The organism is Burkholderia sp. ABCPW 14, from assembly GCF_001523835.1.
In the GTDB taxonomy this organism is placed as follows: Bacteria; Pseudomonadota; Gammaproteobacteria; order Burkholderiales; family Burkholderiaceae; genus Burkholderia; species Burkholderia mayonis.
The window spans coordinates 168,288-190,594 of the sequence record NZ_LOVS01000147.1 but is presented as its reverse complement, the minus strand read 5'-3'; the positions used below and the strand labels follow the sequence as shown (position 1 = coordinate 190,594).

Annotated in this window: 22 protein-coding genes; 9 read left to right on the top strand and 13 right to left on the bottom strand. The window is 67.5% G+C overall.

Annotated elements, in window-relative coordinates:
* Positions 1 to 159: 159 nt before the first annotated feature.
* The 4 genes from WS62_RS23145 to aac(6')-III all read left to right on the top strand — a co-directional run bounded on the left by WS62_RS23145 (position 160) and on the right by aac(6')-III (position 2,994).
* Positions 160 to 1,308, top strand: coding sequence for a porin (locus WS62_RS23145; RefSeq protein ID WP_066575771.1), 1,149 nt, complete (start codon positions 160 to 162; stop codon positions 1,306 to 1,308).
* 208 nt (positions 1,309 to 1,516) lie between these two features.
* Positions 1,517 to 1,777, top strand: a complete 261-nt coding sequence (locus tag WS62_RS23140) for a DUF2866 domain-containing protein (RefSeq protein WP_066575768.1) — start codon at positions 1,517 to 1,519, stop codon at positions 1,775 to 1,777.
* 366 nt (positions 1,778 to 2,143) lie between these two features.
* Positions 2,144 to 2,527 (top strand): DUF6232 family protein, encoded by a 384-nt coding sequence (locus WS62_RS23135; protein WP_066575766.1) that lies wholly within the window; start codon positions 2,144 to 2,146, stop codon positions 2,525 to 2,527.
* Entirely contained in the window at positions 2,524 to 2,994 is a 471-nt protein-coding gene (gene aac(6')-III, locus WS62_RS23130) for a tobramycin N-acetyltransferase AAC(6')-III (RefSeq protein WP_066575760.1), read from the top strand. Before WS62_RS23135 ends, aac(6')-III begins: the two co-directional genes overlap by 4 nt.
* Before the next feature lie 245 nt (positions 2,995 to 3,239).
* Here the strand turns inward: aac(6')-III and dhaL are convergent, their stop codons facing one another.
* The 7 genes from dhaL to WS62_RS23095 all read right to left on the bottom strand — a co-directional run bounded on the left by dhaL (position 3,240) and on the right by WS62_RS23095 (position 10,460).
* Entirely contained in the window at positions 3,240 to 3,899 is a 660-nt protein-coding gene (gene dhaL, locus WS62_RS23125) for a dihydroxyacetone kinase subunit DhaL (RefSeq protein WP_066575755.1), read from the bottom strand.
* On the bottom strand, positions 3,896 to 4,900 hold the full coding sequence (locus tag WS62_RS23120; protein WP_066575753.1) for a dihydroxyacetone kinase subunit DhaK: 1,005 nt from the start codon (positions 4,898 to 4,900) through the stop codon (positions 3,896 to 3,898). Before WS62_RS23120 ends, dhaL begins: the two co-directional genes overlap by 4 nt.
* Before the next feature lie 4 nt (positions 4,901 to 4,904).
* Positions 4,905 to 6,041: an MDR/zinc-dependent alcohol dehydrogenase-like family protein gene (locus tag WS62_RS23115; protein WP_066575751.1), complete on the bottom strand. Its 1,137-nt coding sequence runs from the start codon at positions 6,039 to 6,041 to the stop codon at positions 4,905 to 4,907.
* Positions 6,042 to 6,114: 73 nt separating this feature from the next.
* Complete coding sequence (locus tag WS62_RS23110; RefSeq protein ID WP_066575748.1) at positions 6,115 to 6,885, bottom strand: SDR family oxidoreductase; 771 nt, start codon at positions 6,883 to 6,885, stop codon at positions 6,115 to 6,117.
* A gap of 11 nt (positions 6,886 to 6,896) precedes the next feature.
* On the bottom strand, positions 6,897 to 7,925 hold the full coding sequence (locus tag WS62_RS23105) for a substrate-binding domain-containing protein (RefSeq protein WP_066575747.1): 1,029 nt from the start codon (positions 7,923 to 7,925) through the stop codon (positions 6,897 to 6,899).
* Between the two features lie 31 nt (positions 7,926 to 7,956).
* The gene (locus tag WS62_RS23100; RefSeq protein ID WP_197422903.1) at positions 7,957 to 8,946 is read right to left on the bottom strand and encodes an ABC transporter permease; all 990 of its coding nucleotides are present in this window, start codon (positions 8,944 to 8,946) and stop codon (positions 7,957 to 7,959) included.
* Positions 8,943 to 10,460: a sugar ABC transporter ATP-binding protein gene (locus tag WS62_RS23095; protein WP_066575745.1), complete on the bottom strand. Its 1,518-nt coding sequence runs from the start codon at positions 10,458 to 10,460 to the stop codon at positions 8,943 to 8,945. Before WS62_RS23095 ends, WS62_RS23100 begins: the two co-directional genes overlap by 4 nt.
* A 237-nt stretch (positions 10,461 to 10,697) precedes the next feature.
* Here WS62_RS23095 and rpiB point away from each other — a divergent pair, with 237 nt between their 5' ends.
* The 3 genes from rpiB (at position 10,698) to WS62_RS23080 (ending at position 14,662) form a co-directional block, all read left to right on the top strand.
* Complete coding sequence (gene rpiB / locus WS62_RS23090; protein ID WP_066575744.1) at positions 10,698 to 11,192, top strand: ribose 5-phosphate isomerase B; 495 nt, start codon at positions 10,698 to 10,700, stop codon at positions 11,190 to 11,192.
* Positions 11,193 to 11,226: 34 nt separating this feature from the next.
* Positions 11,227 to 12,189, top strand: a complete 963-nt coding sequence (locus tag WS62_RS23085; RefSeq protein WP_066575742.1) for a sugar-binding transcriptional regulator — start codon at positions 11,227 to 11,229, stop codon at positions 12,187 to 12,189.
* Positions 12,190 to 12,460: 271 nt separating this feature from the next.
* Positions 12,461 to 14,662 (top strand): S46 family peptidase, encoded by a 2,202-nt coding sequence (locus tag WS62_RS23080; protein WP_066575737.1) that lies wholly within the window; start codon positions 12,461 to 12,463, stop codon positions 14,660 to 14,662.
* Positions 14,663 to 14,731: 69 nt separating this feature from the next.
* Here WS62_RS23080 and WS62_RS23075 read toward each other — a convergent pair whose 3' ends face one another.
* The 6 genes from WS62_RS23075 to WS62_RS23050 form a co-directional block, all read right to left on the bottom strand.
* Positions 14,732 to 15,931: a porin gene (locus WS62_RS23075; protein WP_066575731.1), complete on the bottom strand. Its 1,200-nt coding sequence runs from the start codon at positions 15,929 to 15,931 to the stop codon at positions 14,732 to 14,734.
* 66 nt (positions 15,932 to 15,997) lie between these two features.
* Entirely contained in the window at positions 15,998 to 16,543 is a 546-nt protein-coding gene (locus WS62_RS23070) for a lysine decarboxylase (RefSeq protein ID WP_442855099.1), read from the bottom strand.
* Positions 16,524 to 17,351, bottom strand: a complete 828-nt coding sequence (locus WS62_RS23065) for an ABC transporter permease (RefSeq protein WP_066575720.1) — start codon at positions 17,349 to 17,351, stop codon at positions 16,524 to 16,526. Before WS62_RS23065 ends, WS62_RS23070 begins: the two co-directional genes overlap by 20 nt.
* 10 nt (positions 17,352 to 17,361) lie before the next feature.
* On the bottom strand, positions 17,362 to 18,456 hold the full coding sequence (locus WS62_RS23060) for an extracellular solute-binding protein (protein ID WP_066575717.1): 1,095 nt from the start codon (positions 18,454 to 18,456) through the stop codon (positions 17,362 to 17,364).
* A gap of 25 nt (positions 18,457 to 18,481) precedes the next feature.
* Positions 18,482 to 19,525: an ABC transporter ATP-binding protein gene (locus tag WS62_RS23055; RefSeq protein WP_066493241.1), complete on the bottom strand. Its 1,044-nt coding sequence runs from the start codon at positions 19,523 to 19,525 to the stop codon at positions 18,482 to 18,484.
* Between the two features lie 4 nt (positions 19,526 to 19,529).
* Complete coding sequence (locus WS62_RS23050; protein WP_066575710.1) at positions 19,530 to 20,381, bottom strand: ABC transporter permease; 852 nt, start codon at positions 20,379 to 20,381, stop codon at positions 19,530 to 19,532.
* A 166-nt stretch (positions 20,382 to 20,547) separates the two neighbouring features.
* Between WS62_RS23050 and WS62_RS23045 the strand changes: the two genes are divergently transcribed.
* Positions 20,548 to 21,444, top strand: a complete 897-nt coding sequence (locus WS62_RS23045; protein WP_066575708.1) for a LysR substrate-binding domain-containing protein — start codon at positions 20,548 to 20,550, stop codon at positions 21,442 to 21,444.
* 152 nt (positions 21,445 to 21,596) lie between these two features.
* On the top strand, positions 21,597 to 21,824 hold the full coding sequence (locus tag WS62_RS23040; protein ID WP_066575707.1) for a hypothetical protein: 228 nt from the start codon (positions 21,597 to 21,599) through the stop codon (positions 21,822 to 21,824).
* Positions 21,825 to 22,307: the final 483 nt, after the last annotated feature.

Genomic DNA, 22,307 nt, shown 5'->3' with positions numbered 1-22,307 from the left:
CGCCATCATCACGTGTGGCGCGGGCGCTACAGACGTGAACATGACGGCAATTGTCATATTCATTAAGCACCCCGTCGATACAGTGCGCTACCGTTCCCCTTCCAAACGCCTTAAGAGCGCAGCGGAACTGCAAACATTCTTACTGCTCGGAGATTTGCCTTGAACAAGAAACTGTTGACCACCGCTATCCTCGCCGCAACCGCGAGCGCTGCCCATGCGCAAAGCAGCGTCACCCTATACGGCCTCATCGACGCCGGCGTCAGCTATGTGAACCATAGCAAGAGCGCCAGCGGCAGCAGCAAGCTCTTCAAGTACGACGACGGCGTGGCCCAGGGCAGCCGTTGGGGCCTGCGCGGCGCCGAAGACCTCGGCGGCGGCCTGAAGGCGATCTTCGTGCTCGAAAGCGGCTTCAACAGCGGCAACGGCACGATCGGCCAGGGCGGCGCGATCTTCGGCCGCCAAGCGTACGTCGGCCTGTCGCACAAGGACGCCGGCACGCTGACGTTCGGCCGTCAATACTCGTTCTCGACCGACATCCTCGGCTCGAACTACTCGACGGGCGGCAACACGGTCGCGGGCAACTACGCGTACCACGTGAACGACATCGACCAACTGACGTCGAGCCGCATCAACAACGCGGTGAAGTTCCAGAGCGCGAACTACTCGGGCTTCACGTTCGGCGCGTTGTACGGCTTCTCGAACTCGACGTCGTTCGCGGGCGCACCGGCGACGACGACGGGCACGACGACGACGGCGGGCTCCTCGCGCGCGTACAGCTTCGGCCTGAACTACGCGAACGGCCCGATCGGCCTCGGCGCCGCGTACACCGACATCCGCTATCCGGGCCAGTCGACGCCGGCGATCACGACCAACATCGCGAACCTGACGATCAACAACGTTCGCGACCTGCGCAGCTTCGGCGTCGGCGGCCGCTACATCTGGGGCCCGGCGACCCTCTGGGCGCTGTGGACGAACACGCGCCTCGAGCCGGTCACGGGCGGCAGCACGACGTACAACGCCTACGAAGCGGGCGGCAAGTATGCGTTCACGACGGCGCTGTCGGCAGGCGTCGGCTACACGTACTCGCGCGTGTCGGGTGCGAACTCGGGCCACTGGAACCAGGTGAACGGCGCGCTCGACTACGCGCTCAGCAAGCGCACCGACGTGTACCTGCTCGCGATCTACCAGGAAGCGTCGGGCAACAACCTGCAGGCGCAGATCGGTTCGAGCACGAGCTACTTCAACACGTCGGGCACGGGTTCGAAGAACCAGTTCGCCGCGCGCGTCGGTATCCGCCACAAGTTCTGAGCATTCGCTCGACAACTCGCGGCACACTACGGCAAAAGCGCCCCGCCTCGAGCGGGGCGCTTTTTTTTGCTGCTTTTAAGTTTCGCTTAATTCTGGGTTGAGAGGATGCTCACACCCCCCCTGTTGGCCGCCTGAGCATCGGCGGCATTTTTTTATCCCGATTGCGGCGGCGCAGACCGTCCAACGCAAGACAGGATCGGAGGAAACGATGGTCGAAGATACTGTTTACAGCGGCCTGCGCACGTTACTCACGCACGCACACGCGTTCCCGGTGCAAAGCTGCCGCGTGTCGATCGCGATGCAGCGCCCGTGGGGACGCCCGTACCGGCTCGTCGAATGGACGATGCATCTCGACGCGCCGGCGCGCCGCCGGATCGTGCCGGCCGAGAGCACCGAGGCGGAAATCGCCGAGGCGGTCGCGTCGCACGTGCCCGGGCGCCTGTACGAAGGCGGCGCCGCGCTGTTCTGACGGGCGCTCCGGCGCGATTCGCCGCCACGCTCGGCGAGGCTTGCGCCCGCGCGACACGGCGACGCGTTCCCACGCCGAATGAGCCGCTTCCGATCGTTCCTGTCGTTTTTTGTCCGTTCTCCGTTCTCTTTCGCCGATTGGCCGGAGTTGCCAGCCGAGGTCGCACGCCGCGTCGCGCAGCCGCCTTCGCAGGTCATCCCGCCCCGATCATCCGGTCCAGCCGTCGTAACCGGCAGTCCTTACCGATCTTCCCTGCCGTTCACCCGCATCGGTCTGCCCCGATTTCGACGCCGTGCGTCATCGGACCTTGTTGACGCTCCGGTCAAATCTGCTACGCTGCGCGTTTTCCAATTCGCACCCCCTTTGATGGAAAACGCCTTCAACGAACGCGGCGTCATGGTCACGCGCAACAGCCTGTCCGCCGCAGGGCAAATCTTCGCGCTGCGGGAAATCCGCGGCGTCGAGGTTCTCACCGTCAGGAAAAACAAGATCGTTCCGTGGTCGATCTCGCTCATCGGCGTCGCCGCCGCGATCGCGGGAGGCACGCTCGGCACGAGCGCACTGCTCGTCGTGGGCGTGATGCTCATCGTCGTCGGCTATCTCGCATGGACCACGCAGGACGTCACGCATCGCCTCATCGTCGACATGCCAGACGGCAAGCGCGAGGCGGTCATGAGCGTCGACCGCGAATTCGTCGAGCGCGTCGCGCACGCGGTGAACGCAGCCCGCGCGACAAGCGCGGCAACTTGACGCACCCCACTTCTCTCTTCACGATCCGCGCCGCCGCGGCGTCCGATGCCCTCGCGTGGCGGCAGCTTCGCCGTGCGCTGTGGCCGCATGCGGACGATGCCGAGCACGCGCGCGATGTCGCGCAACAACTCGACGCGCCGAACCGCCATGCGTGCTTCATTGCGTGGACGCCGGACGGCGCGCCGCTCGGCTTCGCCGAGGTCGCCGTGCGGCGCGACTACGTGAACGGCTGCGACACGTCGCCCGTGCTGTTTCTCGAAGGCATCTTCGTCGATCCGGCCGCGCGCCGCCGCGGCGTCGCCCGCGCGCTATGCTCGGCCGCCGCTGTCTGGGGCGCGACATGCGGCTGCGCCGAATTCGCATCGGACGCGCCGCTCGACAACGCCGCGTCGCACGCGCTGCATCGCGCACTCGGCTTCGACGAAACCGAGCGGGTGGTCTTCTTTCGGAAAACGCTCGCACGTTGACGCGACGGCGGGCGCGCGCATCGCGGCGCGGATTGCAGGCTTTGCGGACTCCGGACGGCGAATCGCATGCCGCATGTCGAACGCCGCGCTCGAATTGCAACGAGTCGAGTCAAGAGCCAGGGCTCTCAGGTTGCAAGGCTCGGGCCACCTGCGCAATGCCGGCGACTGTCGATCGCCGCTCCGATTGCCAGTTGCCGTTTATGCTCGACTCGCCCGCCGCCGTATCGTCGCAGCGGCCTATCCGGTCAGTTCAGCCGCGCGCCGATCGAACTCGCGATGCTGCACAGAATCAGGCAGCACGACACCGCACCCGCATCGAGCGTGCCGACCGACCGCTCGCCGAGCCGCGACGCCCGTCCGATCTTCGCCTGCAGCCAGCGCGTCGATTCCTTGCCGCGCTCGGCGGCCGCGCTCATCGCCGCGAGCGCGTGCCGGAAATCGTCGCCGGCGCGTAGCGCTTCGTGAAATGCGGCGTCGGCGGGCGCGAGCGTGTCGATCAACGTCTTGTCGCCGATCTTCGCATCGCTGATCGCCCGCAAGCCCGCAAGCCCCGCCGACAGCGCTTCGCCGAACAGCGCCGCATCGAGCGTGTCGCGCCCCTTCAGCGCCGCCGCGAAATCCATGAAGAAGCTGCCGTAAAGCGGCCCCATCGATCCGCCGATTCCGTCCATCAGCGACGCCGACAATACGTCGAGCGCATCCGGCAGGCTCGTCGCGGCGCGCGCGTCGAGCCGCGCGCCGCACTGCCCGAAGCCTTTGCTCATGTTGATGCCGTGATCGCCGTCGCCGATCGCCGCATCGATCTCCGACAGAGGATCGCGGTTGCGCTGGATCACGTCGACGAGCTCGCGCACGACGAAACCGGCGTCGGCGAGCGGCAAGCGCTGAATGGCGGCGGTGTTCATGCGCGTTCTCCCACGGTGAGGCCGATGCTGCTGCACGGCGCGGCGAACAATTGCTTCAGCTCGTGATCGAGCCGGGTGATCGTCAGCGTGACGCCCATCATCTCGAGCGACGTGAACAGATTGCCGACGAGACGAAAGCCGATCTTCAATCCGGCCGCCGCGAGCCGCTCCGCTACTTCGGCATACAGAATATATTGCTCCATCAGCGGCGTCGCGCCGAGCCCCGACACGAGCACCGCGACTTCCTCGCCGCGTTCGAGCGGGAAATCCGGCAGCACGATGTCGAGCATCATTTCCGCCATGTCCTTCGCGGGCACCGTGCGCATCACGCGCACGCCATGCTCGCCGTGATGGCCGATGCCAACCTCCATCTCGCCGTCGGCGATGTGGAAGTTCGCCTTGCCGTTCGCCGGAATCGTGCACGCGGACAGGCCGATGCCGACCGAGCGCGTGTTGTCGATCGCCTTCCGCGCGCTCGCGATCACCGCGTCGAGATTGCCGCCCGCCGCCGCGCGCGCGCCGCCCGCCTTCCACATCAGGATCTCGCCCGCGACGCCGCGCCGCTTCGCGCGTTCGTCGCGCGAAGCCGATGCGACGTCGTCGTTCGCGACGACGGTCTTCACGTCGATGCCCTGCGCGGCCGCCATCTTGACGGCCATCTTCACGTTCATGTTGTCGCCCGCGTAGTTGCCGTACAGGCACGCGACGCCCGCGCCGCGATCGGCGCGCTTGAACGCGTCGACGAAGCTTTTCGCGGTCGGCGACGAAAAGATCTCGCCGACCGCGACCGCATCGACGAGCCCCGGCCCCGCGTAGCCGAGAAACGCCGGCTCGTGGCCCGAGCCGCCGCCCGTGACGACGCCGACCTTGCCCGGCGCCGGCTGCGCGACGCCGATCACGCGCGGATTGTCCGCATCGAGCGTGAGCTGCGGATGCGCGGCGACGATGCCGCGCAGCATGTCCTCGACGACGTAGTCGGGATGATTGATGACACGATTCATGCAATTAACCTCGCGGTTCCAGTACGACCTTCAACGATTGCTCGCCGCGCTCCATCACCGCGAACGCCTCCGCGAAGCGCGACAGCGGAAACGTGTGCGTGACGATGCCGCGCACGTCGATCTTGCGCGATCCGATGAACTCGATCGCGCGCGGATACATGTACGGGCCGAGATGCGAGCCGAGCACGTCGAGCTCTTTGCGGTCGCCGATGATCGACCAGTCGACGGTCGCGTCGTCGTTGAACACGCTGAATTCGACGAAGCGGCCGAGCTTGCGCAGCATCGCGAGCCCCTGACCGACCGCGCGATGGTGGCCGGTCGCCTCGATATAGACGTCGCAGCCATAGCCGTCCGTGATCGACCGGATCTTCTCGATCACGTTCTCTTCACCCGGATTCCACACTTCGTCCGCCCCCATCCTGAGCGCGAGCGCCGCGCGCTCCGGCTTCATGTCGAGCACGATCAGCTTCTTCGGATGGCGCAGCCGCACCGCGCCGATGATGCCGAGCCCGAGCGTGCCCGCGCCCGCGACGACGACCACGTCGCCGAAGCCGACGTTCGCACGATCGGCCGCATGCAGCGAGCACGACAGCGGCTCGATCAGGATCGCCTCGTCGGACGGAATCGAATCGGGCACCTTGTGGACGATCGCCTCCTTCGTGAAGATCATGTACTCGGCCATCGCGCCGTGCACGTTCTTCTGGAATCCGTACAGATCGTGCTTCTGGCACATCCAGTACTGGCCGTGGCCGCAGAAGCGGCAGCCCCAGCACGGAACGATCTGCTCGGAGATCACGCGATCGCCGACCTTCACGCCGCGCCGCTCAGCGCCCGGTCCGAGCGCGACGACGCGGCACACGAACTCGTGGCCCGGGATCATCGGCGGCTTCACGTAGCGCGGCTGCACCGCGTTGCCCCAGAACGACGGCGCGCCGCGAAACGTCTTGATGTCGCCCATGCAGATGCCGACGAGCTCGACTGCGGTCAGGATCTCGTCGGGCCCCGGCTTCGGCACGGGCACCTGCTCGAGGCGGTAGTCCTCCGGACCGTGGCATACCACGGCGCGCATCGTGGCGGGCAGCGCGCCCGCGTCGCTGTGTGTGGCCGCGCGTTGCGGCGGCGCTTCGGCTATCGACGACATGCAACGTCTCCTTATATCTTCTGTCGGTTGTCCCGACGATGACGGCCTGGCCGCCGCGCGGCCCGCCGCCGCTTCAACGCACGGTATAGCCGCCGTCGATCACGACATTCTCGCCCGTCATCATCGCGGCTGCGTCGCTCAACAGATAGAGCACGAGTGCGGCGATCTCGTCCGGCCGCGCGAAGCGGCCGGACGGAATCTCGCGCTTCGCGCGCTCGCCCGCTTCGCCCGCCCACGCCTTCTTGCCGAGCTCGGTTTCGACGATCGTCGGCGACACCGCGTTGACGGTGATCCCATGCGGCGCCCATTCGAGCGCGAGCACCTTCGTCATCCCGACAATCGCGGCCTTGCTCGCGCAGTACGCGACATGCCGGTCGAGGCCGACCACGCTCGCCTGCGACGCGAGATTGACGATCCGCCCGCCTCTGCCGCCCGCGATCATCCGCCGCGCGACCGCCTGCGCGATGAAGAACGACGCTTTCACGTTGATCGCCATCGTCGCGTCCCACGCGGCCTCGCCAACGTCGAGCGCCTTGTCGAGCAGCGCGACGCCGGCGCTGTTGACGAGCAGGTCGACACCGCCGAAGCGCGACGCGGCGAGCTCGACCGCCGCCTGCGCGGCCGAGCAGTCGCGCAGGTCGAGCGACATGCCGGCGTGGCGCGCGGCGCCGCCTTCCAGCGTCGCGGCGATCCGCATCGTTTCGGGATGCAGATCGACGAGCGCGACGCTCGCGCCGCGCTGCGCGAGCAGTTGCGCGCACGCGTGCCCGATGCCCGCCGCGCCGCCCGTCACGAGCGCGACGCGGCCCGTCAGATCGAACGCCCTGTCCCAGAGATTCGTCATGGCCGCCTCGCTCAACCGCCCGTGACCTGCTTGTAGAGCTGATCGGCATTCGCCGGCGTGACGGGCACCCACGGCAGGATGTAGCGCTTGGCGGTGCCGCCGTCCCACCTCAGATCCTTCGCGTAGCGCTGCCAGATCACCGACTGCGGCTTGTAGCTCGCGCCGACGAGCTGCCGCAGCACCAGGTCGAGCGCGCCTTGCGACTGCGCCTGCGCGTCCTGCAGGAACGTCGTGATCTCGCCGCGCTTCGCGGCCTGGATCGCGTCGGGCATCCCGTCGATCGACGTGATCGGAATGTCCTTCGGCGTGAGCCCGCGGTTCTTGATCGCCTGCAGCGCGCCGAGCGCCATGTCGTCGTTCTGCGCGATCACACCGTTGATCTGCTTCGGATGCGCGTTGAGCCAGTCCTCCATCAGGTTCATCGCTTCCGCGCGCGACCAGTTCGCGGTCTTCTTCTCGATCACCTTGATGCCCGGATATTTCGCGAGCACTTCCATCTCGCCCTTCTCGCGATCGATCTGCGCGGATTGGCCGATCGGCCCCTGGATGATGACGATGCGGCCCTTGCCGCCGATCTGCTTCGCAAGCGCTTCGGCCTGCAGACGACCGCCCTCGACATCGTCGTTGCCGATGTACGGCACCTTCGGCGTCGCGAGCATCGTGTTCGACGCGATGAGCGGCGTGTCGGATGCGGCCGCGCGCGTCGCGACGCCGATGCCCGCCTTCGTGTCGATCGGCACGAACAGGATGCCGCTGTACTGCTGCGTGAGCATCGTCTCGATCTGATTGTTCTGCGTGAGCGCGTCGTAGTTGCCGTCGAACACCGTGAGCTGCACGGTGCCGCTCTTCACGGCCGGATGCGCCTTGATCTCGCGCACCCAGTTCTGCATGAACTGGCCTTTCATGCCGTACACCGCCGCGCCGACGCGGTACGGCCCGCTCGCCGCGTGCGCCGCGCCGCCCGCCGCCGCGATCGCGAGCGTCACGCCGAGCACGGTTGCGGCCGCGAAGCGGCCGAGCCAGGTGTTTCGTGTTTGCATTGTCGTCTCCTCCGGATGGGAATGCGCTGCGTCAGCGCGGCTGTTTGCGGGCCACGTCGATGAGCACGGCCAGCACGATGATGAGTCCCTTGGCGATCTGCTGGTAATACGACGACACGCCGAGCAGATTCAGCCCGTTGTTGATCACGCCGATCAAAAGCGCGCCGAACAGCGTGCCGACCACGCCGCCCTGCCCGCCCGACAGGCTCGTGCCGCCGATCACGACCGCCGCGATCGCATCGAGCTCGTACGACACGCCCGCCTGCGGCAGTGCGGACGTCGTGCGCGCGGCGAGAATCATCCCGGCGAGACCGGCGAGCGCGCCCGACACGACGTACACCGAGAACACGATCTTGCGCACGCCGATGCCTGAAGTCCGCGCGCTCTTCTCGTTACCGCCGACCGCGTACAGATAGCGGCCGTACGTCGTGTAGCGCAACACCCACCAGCACGCGAGCGCGACCGCCGCGAAGATCAGCACCGGCATCCCGAGCGGGCCGAGCCTGCCGATGCCGAGCGAAAGATAATCGTCGGGCAGGTTCGCGACCGGGCTGCCGTCGTTGACGATGTACGTGACGCCGCGCGCGATGCTCAACATGCCGAGCGTCGCGACGAACGGCGGCACGTTGAAGCGCGCGATCGTCACGCCGTTGATCGCGCCGAGCGCCGCGCCGCACGCGACGCCGACCGCGAGCGACGCCGCGAGCCCGTGCCCCGCCGCGCCGACGAGGCCGCTCACGATTCCCGCGAGCGCAAGCACTGAGCCGACCGACAGGTCGATTCCCTTCGTCAGGATCACGTACGTCATGCCGATCGCGAGAATCCCGTTGATCGACGTCTGCCGCAAGATGTCGCTCCAGTTGCGCCACGTGAGGAAGTACGGGCTCGCGAATGCGAGCACGGCGCACAGCACGACGAAAATGATCGGGATGCCGAAACGGCTCGCGAGCTCCGCGACGTTCACGCGCTTCGGCGCCGCTTCGAGACGGGTCAGGGTCTGTGTGTTCATGGTCTTGTTCATGAAGCGAGGTGGAGCAGGGATTCCTGGGTGGCGCCGTCTCCAGGGCAGACGGCGGCGACGCGGCCGCCCTTGAACACGGCGATGCGGTCGCTCAGATACAGCAGCTCGGGCGCCTCCGACGACACGACGATCACCGCGCCGCCGTTGCGCGCGAACGTATCGAGCAGCCGATAGATTTCCTGTTTCGCGCCTTCGTCGATCCCGCGCGTCGGCTCGTCGCAAAGCAGCAGCACAGGCTCCGTCGACAGGCATTTCGCGAGCACGACCTTCTGCTGGTTGCCGCCGCTCATCGCGGCCACCGGCATCCGCAGCGACGCGGCCTTGATCCGCAGCCGCTCGACCATCGATTGCGCGAGGCGGCGCACGAGCGCGCGCCGGATCACGCCGCCGCGCGACAGGCGCCGGTACGCGGCCATCGCGATGTTCTCCTGCACGCTGCCGGACAGCACGAGGCCCGAGTCCTTGCGGTCTTCGGTGACGAGCGCGATGCCGGCGCGGATCGCCTGCGCGGGATCGCCTTGCGGCAGCGGCTCGCCGCCGAGCGTCGCCGTGCCCGCATCGGGCCGCGTGAGGCCGTACACGCAATTGAGGAATTCACTGCGGCCTGCGCCCATCAGCCCGTAGATGCCGAGAATCTCGCCGCGCCGCACGTCGAGACTCACCGCTTCGAACTCGTCCGAGCGCGTGAATCCGTCGACCGCGAGGCACGGCTCGCCGTGCGCGGGCCGGCGCGCCTTGTCGACGACGGGCATCTCGCGGCCGACGATCGCGCGCACGAGATGCGCGCGATCGATGTCGGCCATCCTGCCGCTCTCGACATACGCGCCGTCGCGAAACACCGTGTAGTCGTCGGCGATATCGAACAGCTCGCTCAGCCGATGCGACACGTAGATGATCCCGGCGCCGTGCGCGGTGACGTTGCGGATCGCGGCGAACAGCGTCTCGGTTTCGCGCTCGCCGATCGCCGACGTCGGCTCGTCCATGATCATCACCTGGCAGTCGTGGCTGAACGCCTTCGCGATCTCGACGAGTTGCGTCTGCGCGAGGCTCAGCCGATGCATCGGCACGCCCGCGTCGATCGCGAAGCCGAGGCGGTCGAGCAGGTCCTGCGCGCGGCGCTTCAGCGTCCGGAAATCGACGACGACGCGCGCACGGGTCGGCTCGCGGCCGAGATACAGGTTTTCGGCGACCGTCATCCCGGGCACCGGCGACAGTTCCTGCGTGATGATCGCCATCCGGTTCGCGAGCGCTTCGGCGGGCGACGCGAAATCGACATCGCGGCCGTTCAGCCGGATCGCGCCCTCGTCGCGACGCAGGAGCCCCATCAGGATGTTCAGGAACGTCGATTTTCCGGTGCCGTTGCCGCCGCACAGCGCGTGCACGCGGCCGGCCGTGAGGCTCAAGCGTCCGTCACGCAATGCGCTCACGCCGTTGAACCGCTTCGCTACCTGGCTTGCTTCAAGCAGAACAGGAGTCACTGTCGTATCCCGGATGGCGAATGAACTTTTGTTCATTAACGATGATTTGATACAGCGTGACAGCATGGTAATCATCGGTTTTTTGGGGTGTCAATTACTGGTAAACGCTTACCATCAGCGCAGAATCATCATCAATGCTTTGATTTATATAGAATTTACTGAGCACAGCAAGCGTACGAGCAAAATTTCACCCTTTGCCAAATGTTCAGACAGGTCGTTATAATTGCTCGGCATTGCACATTTGCGCACTCAACTGCCCTCCGGAGGTCCACCATGAAAGTGGCGATCGGCTGCGACGAAGCGGCCTACGCGCTCAAGGAGTCGATCAAGCGGCACCTCCGCGCGAAGCATCCCGAAGTCGAGTGGCTCGACTTCGGCACGCACAGCGCGGACGAGGCGGTGCTGTATCCCGACATCGCGATCGAGGTCGCGCAGCGGGTCGCGGCGGGCGAGTTCCCGCGCGCGATCCTGCTGTGCGGCACGGGCATCGGCGTCGCGATCTCCGCAAACAAGGTGCCGGGCATCCGCGCCGCGCAGTGCCACGACACCTATTCGGCCGAGCGCGCGCGGCGCAGCAACGACGCGCAGATCATCACGATGGGCGCGCGCGTGATCGGCACCGAGCTCGCGAACAGCATCGTCGACGCGTGGCTCAAGGCAGAATTCGACGGCGGCCGCTCGCAGCCGAAGGTGCAGCGGATCGCCGATTACGAACGCCGGACGGGCCTCACCCAGGCCGGTCCGAACGACGCGCACTGCGGTTCATGACGCCGCGCGGCGCGCCGCTCCACTCCACTACGACATGACGAACGAAGAACTCACGCAACTCGCGAAGTGCTATTACGTCGACGGGTTGACCCAGGAAGAACTCGCGCAGAAGTTCGCGATCTCGCGCCCGAAGGTGGGCCGGCTGCTGAAGCGCGCGATCGAAGAGGGCATCGTCGAGATCCGCGTGCGCCATCATCCGCGCGCGGTGCAGGATCTCGAGCAGGAACTGGTCGCGCGCTTCGGAATCCAGCGCGCGATCATCTCGGTCGACCACAAGGATCAGGACAGCCAGCGTGAACTGCTCGCGGGCCTCGTCGCGAGCTATCTCGACCGCGTGCTCGCCGACGGCGCGATCGTCGCGGTCGGCATGGGCCGCAACGTGAGCGCGGTGTCGCGGCACGCGGTGTCGACGACGCAGCGCAACTGCTCGTTCGTGTCAGCGATCGGCGGCTCGTATCGCGGCGGCGAGACGATGAACGCCGACCACATCTGCCGCCGCCTCGCCGCGCGCTTCGGCGGCGAGAGCGAGACGCTGTATGCGCCCGCGCTCGTCAACGATCCGCAGCTCTTCACCGCGCTGCTCGAGAACGACGTCGTGCGCCAGTCGCTCGACAAGGCGCGCCGCGCGTCGATCGCGCTCGTCGGGATCGGCGACATTCTCGAAGACAGCAACATGGTCCGGATGGGCTGGTTCACGCCCGAGGAGATGGCGGAGGCGAAGCGCGCGGGCGCGGTCGGCGACATCATGGGCTACGACTTCATCGACATCCACGGCCGCCCGGCGACGACGATGCTGCGCGGCCGCGTGATCGGGCTCACGCTCGAAGACCTGAAGCGGATTCCCAACGTGATCGCGACGGCGAGCGAGCCGACGAAGGCGACGGGCATCCTCGGCGCGCTGCGCTCCGGCGTGATCAACACGCTGGCGACGACGCAATCGATCGCGCAGACGGTGCTGAGCCTCGCGCAGGCGACCGAGACGGCGACGGCGGAATAGGAAGAAATCGCGCCGGCGCGCCCTGGCGAACGGGCGCGGCGTCCCGGATCGCCCGAAACGCAGCCGCGCCGGCGCGTCGCTCGATCGACGAGCGAGAATTGAAAACGCCGCCACAGCCGCTACACTGTCGCGCGGCGTTTCGCCGTGCGCTTCACCCGGCATTCGTTTCGTCAGCTTCCGCCGTTGCGACATACCCGCTCGCGCGGCACCGTCCGCTGGCGCGCCCACCCGCGCGCCGACGCCCGCATGCCAAGAACAATCCGAGGAATACATGCGATCACCCGCGTCACCCGCATCGTCCGCCGCACGCTCCCTGCTGTTCGCCTGTGCGCTCGCCACGAGCGCCGCCCATGCCGACGAAGGCATGTGGCAGCCGCCCCAACTGCCCGGTCTCGCCAATACGCTCGAACAACGCGGCCTCACGCTCGACCCGCTCAAGCTGTCGACGCTGACCGCGTGGCCGATGGACGCCGTCGTCAGCCTGGGCTTTTGCACCGCGTCGTTCGTATCGCCGGACGGCCTGATCGTCACGAACCACCATTGCGGCTACGGCGCGCTGCAATACAATTCGACGCCGCAGAACAATCTGATCGAAAACGGCTTTCTCGCGCGGCAGCGCGGCGAGGAACTGCCCGCCGATCCGACGCAGCGCGTGTACGTGACCGAGCAGATCCGCGACGTCACCGACAAGATCGATGCGGCGCTCACGCCCGGCATCGCGGGCTACGCGCGCTACGCCGCCATCGACACCGCGAAGAAGCGCCTCGTTCGGGACTGCGAACAGCCCGGCTATCGCTGCGACGTCTACACGTTCAGCGGCGGCTACAGCTATCAGTTGATCCGGCAGCGCGAAATCCGCGACGTGCGGCTCGTCTACGCGCCGCCGCTGTCGATCGGCAAGTTCGGCGGCGAGATCGACAACTGGATGTGGCCGCGCCATACCGGCGACTTCAGCTTCCTGCGCGCGTACGTCGCGAAGGACGGCAGCGCCGCATCGTATTCGAAGGACAACGTGCCGTATCGTCCCGCGCATTGGCTGACGATCAATCCGGGCGGCGTGAACGCGGGCGATTTCGTGATGGTCGCCGGCTATCCGGGGCGCACCGAGCGCTATCGGCTTGCCGACGAATTGCAGAACGCGATCGACTGGCGCTATCCGACCGAAATCCGGATGGCGAAGGACGAAGTCGCGATCATCGCCGCGGCAAGCAGGAAAGACCCGGCGATCGGCGTGCGCTACGCAAACCGCGTCGCCGGGCTCGACAACATGATGAAGAACTTCGAGGGCAATCTCGACGGGCTCGCGCACAGCTCCGCACTCGCGGACAAGCGCGCCGACGAGGCCGCGCTCGATCGCTGGCTCGCCGCGCGGCCGGCGCACGGCAAGCTCGACGGCGCAGGCCTGAAGGCCGATTTCGATGCGCTCCGGCAGCTCGTCGAACGGCAGAAGCGGCTGCGCGAGCGCAATTTCGTCGGCGAACTCCTGTCGAATGTCGGGCTTTATCAGGCATCCTACAAGATCGTCCGGCTCGCCGACGAAAAGCGAAAGGCCGACGACATCGAACGCGAAACGGGCTATCAGAAGCGCGACGAGATTCGTATCGCCGGAGAGGAACAGCGGGTCGATCGCACGATGGACCCCGCCGTCGATCAGCAGGTCCTCGTCTACGCGCTCGAGCGCTACGTGAAGCTGCCGGCCGACCAGCGGCTCGCCGCGCTCGACCGCTGGCTCGCCGGCGCATCCGACGATACGGCGCTCGCGCGCAAGGTCGCCGATCTCTATCGCGGCACGAAGCTCGCCGACACCGCGGCGCGGATGCACTGGCTCGACGCGACGCCCGCGCAAATCGCCGCGAGCGACGATAGCTGGCTCGTGCTGATGCATGCGCTGATGCCGGACCTGCTCGCATACGAGCGCGAACAGAAGGCGATCGCCGCCGACGATTCGCGTCTGCGGGCCCGCTACATGACCGCGCTGATCGCGTTCGAGCAGTCGCGCGGCCACCCCGTCTATCACGACGCGAACAGCTCGCTGCGCGTGACGTTCGGCACGGTCCAGGGCTACGCGCCGCGCGACGCGGTCCGCTATGCGCCGTTCACGACCGTGGAGGGCATCGCCCAGAAGCAGACGGGCGTCGAGCCGTTCAACGCGAGCGCCGCGCAACTGGCTGCGATCCGCGCGCGCGCTTTCGACGGCTTCGCATCGCCGACGCTCGGCACGCTGCCTGTCGACTTTCTCGCGAATCTCGACATCACGGGCGGCAATTCGGGCTCGCCGACACTCGACAAGAATGGCCGGCTCGTCGGTCTCGCTTTCGACAGCACCTGGGAAGGCGTGAGCTCGGGCTGGCACTACAAGCCGGACATGGATCGCTCGATCCATGTCGACGTCCGGTACATGCTGTGGGTAATGCATCATCTCGATCGCGCGGACAACCTGCTGAACGAGATGCGGGTGAACGTGACGCACTGAACGCGCTGCGTGTGCACGCATCGCGCCGGCCGCCTGCGCCCGGCGGCCGGCGCGCGGACGCGCCACGCGTCAGAACGTGTGACGCACGCCGATGCGCACGAGCGTCTGCGTGTCGCCCGCCGACGAGATGCCGTTGCCGACGTCGCCGACCGACGCCGTCGCATTCACGACGTTGCCGTACGGGTCGAGCGTCTTGCCGCTCGCCTTCTGATAGCCGACGAGGCCATACAGCGCGGTGCGCTTGGACAGGTAGTAGTACGACGCGAAGTTCACCTGATGGTATTTCGGCGCGGACTGCCCGTCGATCGAGCTGCCGCGCGTGAAGTCGTAGCCCGCCGCGACGCGCAGTTCGGGCGTCGCCTGCCACGACACGGTGCCGCCGATCGAGTTGTACGTCGCGGTGCCGTTGAACGTCGAGAACGCGCCGGACTTGTACTGCGTGTTGCTGTACGACAGCCCGAGCGTCACCGCGCCGATCTGATAGGTGCTCGCCGCCGCGACGATCTGCATGTTCTTCGACGATGCGTAGCCCTCGTTGATCGACGAACCGAACGTGCCGTCGTACGAGCCCGTCCACGCGCCGCCGTTCGCACCATACGCGTTCGTCGCATACAGGTACGCGGCACCGATCGAGAACGGCCCGTTCACGTACTGTCCGCCGACGCTCCACGTGTTCTGGTTCTTCACGCTGCCGGCCTGATTGCCGAAGCCGTACAGCGCGCCCAGCGTGAGGCCGCCGAACTTCGGGCTCACGTACTTGATCGAGTTGTTCTCGCGCGACTGGTTGTCGATGTTGTCGAGGTCGCCCGGATGCGCGCCCATGCCGGTCAGGAACGTGCCCGCGCTGATCGTGCCGACGAAGTCGACGATCGGATCGTACTGGCGGCCCATCGTGAGCGTTCCGTAGCGCGTGCTCGACAGCCCCATCCACGCCTGCCGCCCGAACATCCGCCCGCCCTGCCCGGCCTGGCCCGTGCCGATGTTGAAGCCGTTCTCGAGCTGGAATACCGCTGCGAGGCCACCGCCCAGATCTTCCTTGCCCTTCAGCCCCCAACGGCTGCCCGACCAGGTGCCGCTCGCAAAGCTGTAGCTCGACTCGTTCCGGTAGCTGACGGGCGAGCCGAGCGCGCCCTTGCTCTGCGCGACCCGCTGGTCGCTCGTATAGCCGAGCCCCGCGTCGACGATCCCGTAGAGCGTCACCGTGCCCTGCGCATGCGCGCCGACGCATGCGCTCCCCGTCACCAACAATGCCACTGCCGCTTTTTTCATGGATAGGATTCCTGCCAGATTGAATCAAAACGAATGACGCGCTTCATCTCCCAACCCTCGACGCGGCTAGGCCGAATCGACGAGCCATTGCGCGACGCGCGCGAGCAACAGATCCGGCGCGTCGAAGTTTTCGACGCCGGTCACTTGCGGCGCATCGCAAATCGTGAAAACCGGCTTGCCCCACTGCAAGCCGAGCGCGATCTCGGACAGCGTGCCGAGCCCGCCGCCGACCGCGATCAGGCATAGCGACGCGCGCGCGATCAGCGCATTGCGCGTAATGCCGAGCCCCGTCGGCAGCGCGACGCTCAGATGCGGATTCGCGCCTTCGGCGTCGTCCTCGGGCAGCAGGCCGATCACGAAGCCGTTCGCGCGGCGCGCGCCGCGCGCGGCCGCTTCCATCACGCCGCACTTGCCGCCGCCGACGATCGCGATGCCCGTCGCGGCGAGCGCGTGCGCGATCGTCTCGGCGATGCGCATCTGCTCGTCGGTCGCGGCGCGCGGGCCGATCAGGCCGACCGGCATCAGATGACGCCGCGCCCCCTGCTGGCGCAGCGCGACGCGCGCGAGCGCGGCCATCGCCTCCGACGGGCATTCAACGATGTCGTCGCGCAACGTATTCCCCCATCGCGAGCACGCAGGTGCACAGCGCCGTCAGCACGATCGACAGCACGGCGGCCTGCGAGAAATCGGTCTGTCCGTCGGACAGCTTCAGGTACATCAGGAGCGGCAGGATGTTGATCTGCGTGCCGGCGAGCGCGAGCGCGGTGCCATACGTGCCGAGCGCGATCGCGCTCACGAGGCACCACGCGGCGGCGATCGACGGCCACAGTTCGCGCCACGCGACATCGCGCCACGCGCGCCACGGCTTCGCGCCGAGCGTCATCGCCGCTTCGAGCGGACGCCGGTCGAGATTCGCGAACGCGGGGAACAGCATCAGCGCGACGCGCGGAATCAGGTAGTACGCGTACGCGACGACGAGGCCGAACGTCGTGTAGATCACGCCGCCCACCTTCGCCGCATCCGCGCCGAGGCCGGCGAGCAGCGTCGTCACGAAACCGGCGCGGCCGAACGTCAGGATGAAGCCGTATGCGATCACGAGCCCGGAGAACGCGAGCGGCACGCCGAGCAACGCGAGCGACCAGCGGCGCCGCGCGGGCGTCTGATCGGTGAGCGACAGCGCGAGCGGCACGCCGACGCACGTCGACAGCGTGCCCGTGCCGACCGCGAGCGCAAGCGAGCGGCCGATCGCGTCGGCGACGAGCGGATCGCGCAGCACCGCGGCGAACGCACGGCCGCCTTCCGCGAACGCCGCGCTCACGAGCGCGGCGAGCGGCAGCACGAAGAACAGCGCGAGCAGCCCGCCCGCCGGCGCCGCGCCGAAGCGGCGCAATAAGCCGCGGTCGAGAGACGATCGTTGCACGTCGCGCTCCTTACTGGCCGAGCGTCGCTTGCGACCACAGCCTGTCGACTTCGGCCTTGCGCGCGGCGGCCTTCGCGACATCGAGCGGGCGCACCTGCGGCGCGTTCGGCATCTTCTGCGCGACGTCCGGCGCGAGCGCGACGCCCGGCACCGCGGGCCGCACGTAGCCGCGCGCGAAGAGCGCCTGGCCGGCCTCGCTCATCACGAAGTTGAGCCAGAGCTGCGCGGCCGCGGGGTTCGGGCCGTTCTTCACGAGGCTCATCGCATACGGCGCGGACACGCTGCCGTCCTGCGGAATCACGACGTCGACCGCGTCGCCCATGCCGTCCGCGTACTTCGCCTTCAGGCCGTCGTTCTCGTATCCGATCAGGATCGGAATCTCGCCCTTGACGAACTTCGCGTAGGGCGTCGTGCCTTCGACGCGCAGCACGTTGCCCGCATTCTTTAGCTTGCCGAAGAAATCGGTGCCGGGCTTCGGATTGTCGACGCCGCCGCCGAGCGCGGACGCCGCCGCGAATACGACGACCTGCCCTTGCCCCGTCGAGCGCGGATCGAGATAGACGACCGCATTCCTATACTCGGGCTTCAGCAGATCAGACCAGTGCTGCGGCACGTTCTTCACGAGCTTCCTGTTGACGAGAAACGCGACGTCCAGCGAATGCACGGTGAACCAGCGGCCGTCAGCGTCGCGAAACACGGACGGCAATCGATCGAAGTTGATTGGCTTGAACGGCGCGACGACGTCCTTGCCCGCCGCTTCGAGCGCCGACGCCGCGAAGTAGTACGCGGTGTCCGCCTGCGGACGGCGGCGCGACTTGTCGAGCGCGACGACGGTCGCGGCCGAGCCGATGTCGTTGTACGTGAGCTCGACCTTCGGATAGCGCTTGCGGAACGCCGCGAACAGCGCCTTCCAGTTCGCCCATTCGGGGCCGGTGTCGAACGACACGACGAGCCCCTCGTCGGCGGCCTTCGCATAGAGTGCGTCTTCGCCCGCATAGAGCGGCGCGGCATGCGCGCCGTTCGCGGCGAGCGTCGCGCAAGCACCGAATGCGAACACGAGCGCGATGCGGCGCATCGCCGTCAGCAATTGTCGACCTGCAAACATCGTGAATCTCCGTTGAACGAATCAATCATTGCGCGGCCGTCGCCGCGGGCAGTACGAGCAGATGGCGCGGCTCGATCGCGATGCCGCGCGCGGCGAGCACGCGGCCTTCGCACAAGAGCGGCTCGGCCGCGCCGTGCGGCACGAAGTCGTAGCGATGCGTCGCGCCGAAGTAGCGGACCTCGCCGAGCGCGCCGCCGATGCGGTTCACGCCGTGCTCGGGCGGATCGGGCTCCACGTGCTCGGGACGCACGAGCACGTCGACCTCGGCGCCCGGCCGATGCGCGCCCGTGTCCGCGCATAGCGTCGCGAAGCGCACGTCGACCGCGCCGCTCGACCGCACGCGGCCGCGCAGGATCGTCGAGTGGCCGATGAAGCGCGCGACCTGCGTCGACACCGGGCGCTCGTACAGGCTGCGCGGCGTGCCGACCTGCAGCACGCGCCCGCCGTCGACGATCGCGACGCGGTCCGCCATGCTGAGCGCCTCGTCCTGATCGTGCGTGACGAACAGCGTCGTCGCGCGGCATGCGCGCTGCAATGCGCGGATCTCGTCGCGAAGCTGATGCCGGATGCCGGCATCGAGCGCGGCGAGCGGCTCATCGAGCAGCAGCACCGCGGGCTCGATCACGAGTGCGCGCGCGAGCGCGACGCGCTGCTGCTGGCCGCCCGACAGTTGCGTCGTGCTGCGCGCCGCATGCGCGGCCAGGCCCACGCGCTCGAGCATCTCGAGCGCGCGCCGCCTGCGCTCGGCGGCCGCGACGCCGCGCATGCGCAGGCCGTACGCGACGTTGTCGACGACGGACAAATGCGGAAACAATGCGTACTGCTGAAACACCATGCCGACTTCGCGTCGCCATACCGGCACGCCGGCCACGTCGGCGCCGCCGATCGCGATGCGGCCGCCGTAGCCGTTCAGCAGGCCCGCGCTCAGGCGCAGCAGCGTCGATTTTCCGGAGCCGCTGCGCCCGATCACGGCGAGCAGTTCGCCGGGCTGCGCGTGCAGCGTGACGGCGTCGACGCCGTGCGCCGCGCCGGGGTAGCTGAAACTGACGTTGTCGAATTCGAGACTCATGGCTTCACTTCAGTCGTTGCACGGTGTGGATCGATGCGAGCGTCGCGAGCACGGCGAGCAGGAGCAGCACGACAGTCGCCGCGCAGGCGATGCCGGACGCGCCGTAGAACGCCTGCAGCAGCACGACGGGGAAATTGCGATAGCGAAAGCCCGCGATCAGGTTCGATACCTGGAATTCGCCGATCGACAGCGCGGCCACCATCACGAGCCCGGAAAACAGGCTCTGTCGCAAATTGGGCACCACGATCGTGAAGAACTGTCGCAGCGGCGGTGCGCCGAGGGTCGCCGCACAAGCTTCGAGCTTCGCGAGATCGAGATGGCGCAGGTCGCTCAGCAGCGTCTGCAGCAAATACGGCAGCGTCAGCACCGCGTGCGCGGCGATCATCAGCGGCAGCGTGCCGAGCCACGGCAGTGCGTCGCCGCCGAAGATCACGATGTAGCCGAAGCCGAGCGTGAGCGCCGGCACGCCGATCGGCATCAGCATCACGACGCGTGCGGCGATGCCGCGTCCCGCTTGCGCGCGGTGGTGCAGCGCGTAGGCGAGCGGCACGCCGACGATCGCGTTGAGCCCGCAGCACGCGAGCGCGACGACGAAGCTCACGCCGAACGCGCGCCGAAAGCTCGAATCGGCGGCCAGCTCGGCGAACCAGCGCCACGTGAAGCCTACCGGCAGCAGCGTATTCGTCCAGCTCTGCCCGACCGAGCCGATCAGCAGCAGCACGATCGGCATCAGCAGATACAGCGCGAACAGCGCGACGATGCCGTTGACGACGACGGCGCCGAACGACGAGCGGCCTTTGCTGCTGCGACGAATCGGAATACCGCCGGCGAGCACCGGGGCGGTGGATGAGCGCATGACTGCTCCCGTTGGCGACGAAAGGCGGCGGCACGCGGGAAGCCCGTCGGAACAGGCGTTTCGCGCATCGTTGTGACGGCCGCCAGTTTGTCCGCGCGACATGGCACCGTCATGAAAGAAACGTACAAACTCCGCATCGCTCTTTGCATCGACGGAACACTTCGCGATGAAGCATCTGTATCCGAACGTCGCCGAGCTGCACGCATTCGCCAGTTCTGCGAAACATCTGAACTTTTCGTACGCGGCGCGCGAGCTCGGCTTGACGCCGAGCGCGGTCAGCCGGCAGATCGCGAGCCTCGAGGCGCTGCTCGGCGTGAAGCTGTTCGTCCGCGAAGGCCGCAACCTCACGCTCACGCGCGCGGGCCGGGTCTATCAGGCGCGCGTCGGCGGACCGCTGCGCGAGATCGGCAACGCATCGCTCGAATTGCTGAGCGCGCGCGAGGACAGCGATCTGCTGACGATCGCGAGCGTGCCGACGTTCACGACGAAATGGCTCGTGCCGCGCCTGCCGCGCTTTCTCGAGACCGCGCCCGACGTCACGCTGAGCTTTCGCCGCCATCTCGCGCCGGGCGACCCGTTCCCGTTCGGACTCGACGCGGCGATCCGCTATGGCGACGGCCGCTGGGAAGGTGTCCAGTGCGACTATCTCGACGGCCGCACGTTCGTGCCGGTGTGCGCGCCGGAATTCGCCGAGCGCTACGCGCTGCGCGCGCCGGCGGACGTTGCGGCCGCGCCGCGGCTCGTGCACGAGCAAGCCGAATGCGCGTGGGTCGCGTGGGCGGACCGGCATCGCGTCGCGCACATGAACGCGCTCGCCGGCCCACGCTTCGAGCAGTACTCGGTGCTGATCCAGGCTGCGCTGGCGGGGCTCGGGATCGCACTCGTCCCGGCATTCCTGATTCGCGATCAGCTTGCGTCCGGCACGCTCGCACAGCCGCTCGACGCGCCTGTCGACGTCGACGAGCAAAGCCACTATCTGTGCTGTGCGCCGGAACGGCTGGACACGAGCGAGTCGCTGCGGCGTCTGCGCGCGTGGATGCTGAGCGAGTGCGGGCGCGCTTGACGCGACGCGTGCAGGGTTGCGTTGAGCGCATGGCCCCCCGAACGCGACGAATGCGCGCGGAACTCGGCTTTTGCGCGCGACGGACCTAGTATGAAGAGATGGGCAGCCCGCGATCCCGCCGCGCTGCTTTCCCTTCTTCGACGGAGGTCGGCATGAACGTCCAGGCGCTGTCCGGCATGCTTCACGCTCAGGAATTGCTGCTCGTCTCGCTGATTCGCGCGCTTGCGCTCGAGACGCGCCAAACGCTCGCCGACGAATTCGACCGGCAGATCCAGCTCGCGGAAACGTCGCATCTCGACGCCCCCCGCGATCGGGAAGCGCACGAGGCGTTTCTGGCGCACGTGCGCAAGCTGCTGATTCGGCTCGAGTCGATGGCGTGAGACGCGAAAACGCGCGCCGGCCGCACCGTCGCGCGCCGCGTCGGTGCGCGCGGACGACGGACGGATACGTGCCGATCGTCGACGCTCGACTCACCCGCTGTCGGCGCGAAATCACGCCGGATGGCCGCATCGCGATCCTTGCTCGCCCGCCGCAGGCGGGCGCCGTTCAGGCTCGCGCTGCATGCAGCGCCCGCGCGCGCGCATCCTTGAAGGCGTCGATCGAGGCGGACCGTTAGTTGCGAACAATGTCGCCGCAGAGTCCAAGCGGCGCGGCCATGCACGCCACATCCGCCGATTTCCCGCGCGGCGCGCAAGTCGCTTTCTCCAATTGAATTGCGAATGATTCTCAATTACACTCTCCATTCGTTTCAACGAACATTTCCTTTCATCCTGCCCGCGCCGTGAACGGCGCGCGGGCGCCAGCCAGGTGCACGCGTCACCCAGCCAGCCTCCGGGCTAATTCGTCACTGGGAGACCAAACCG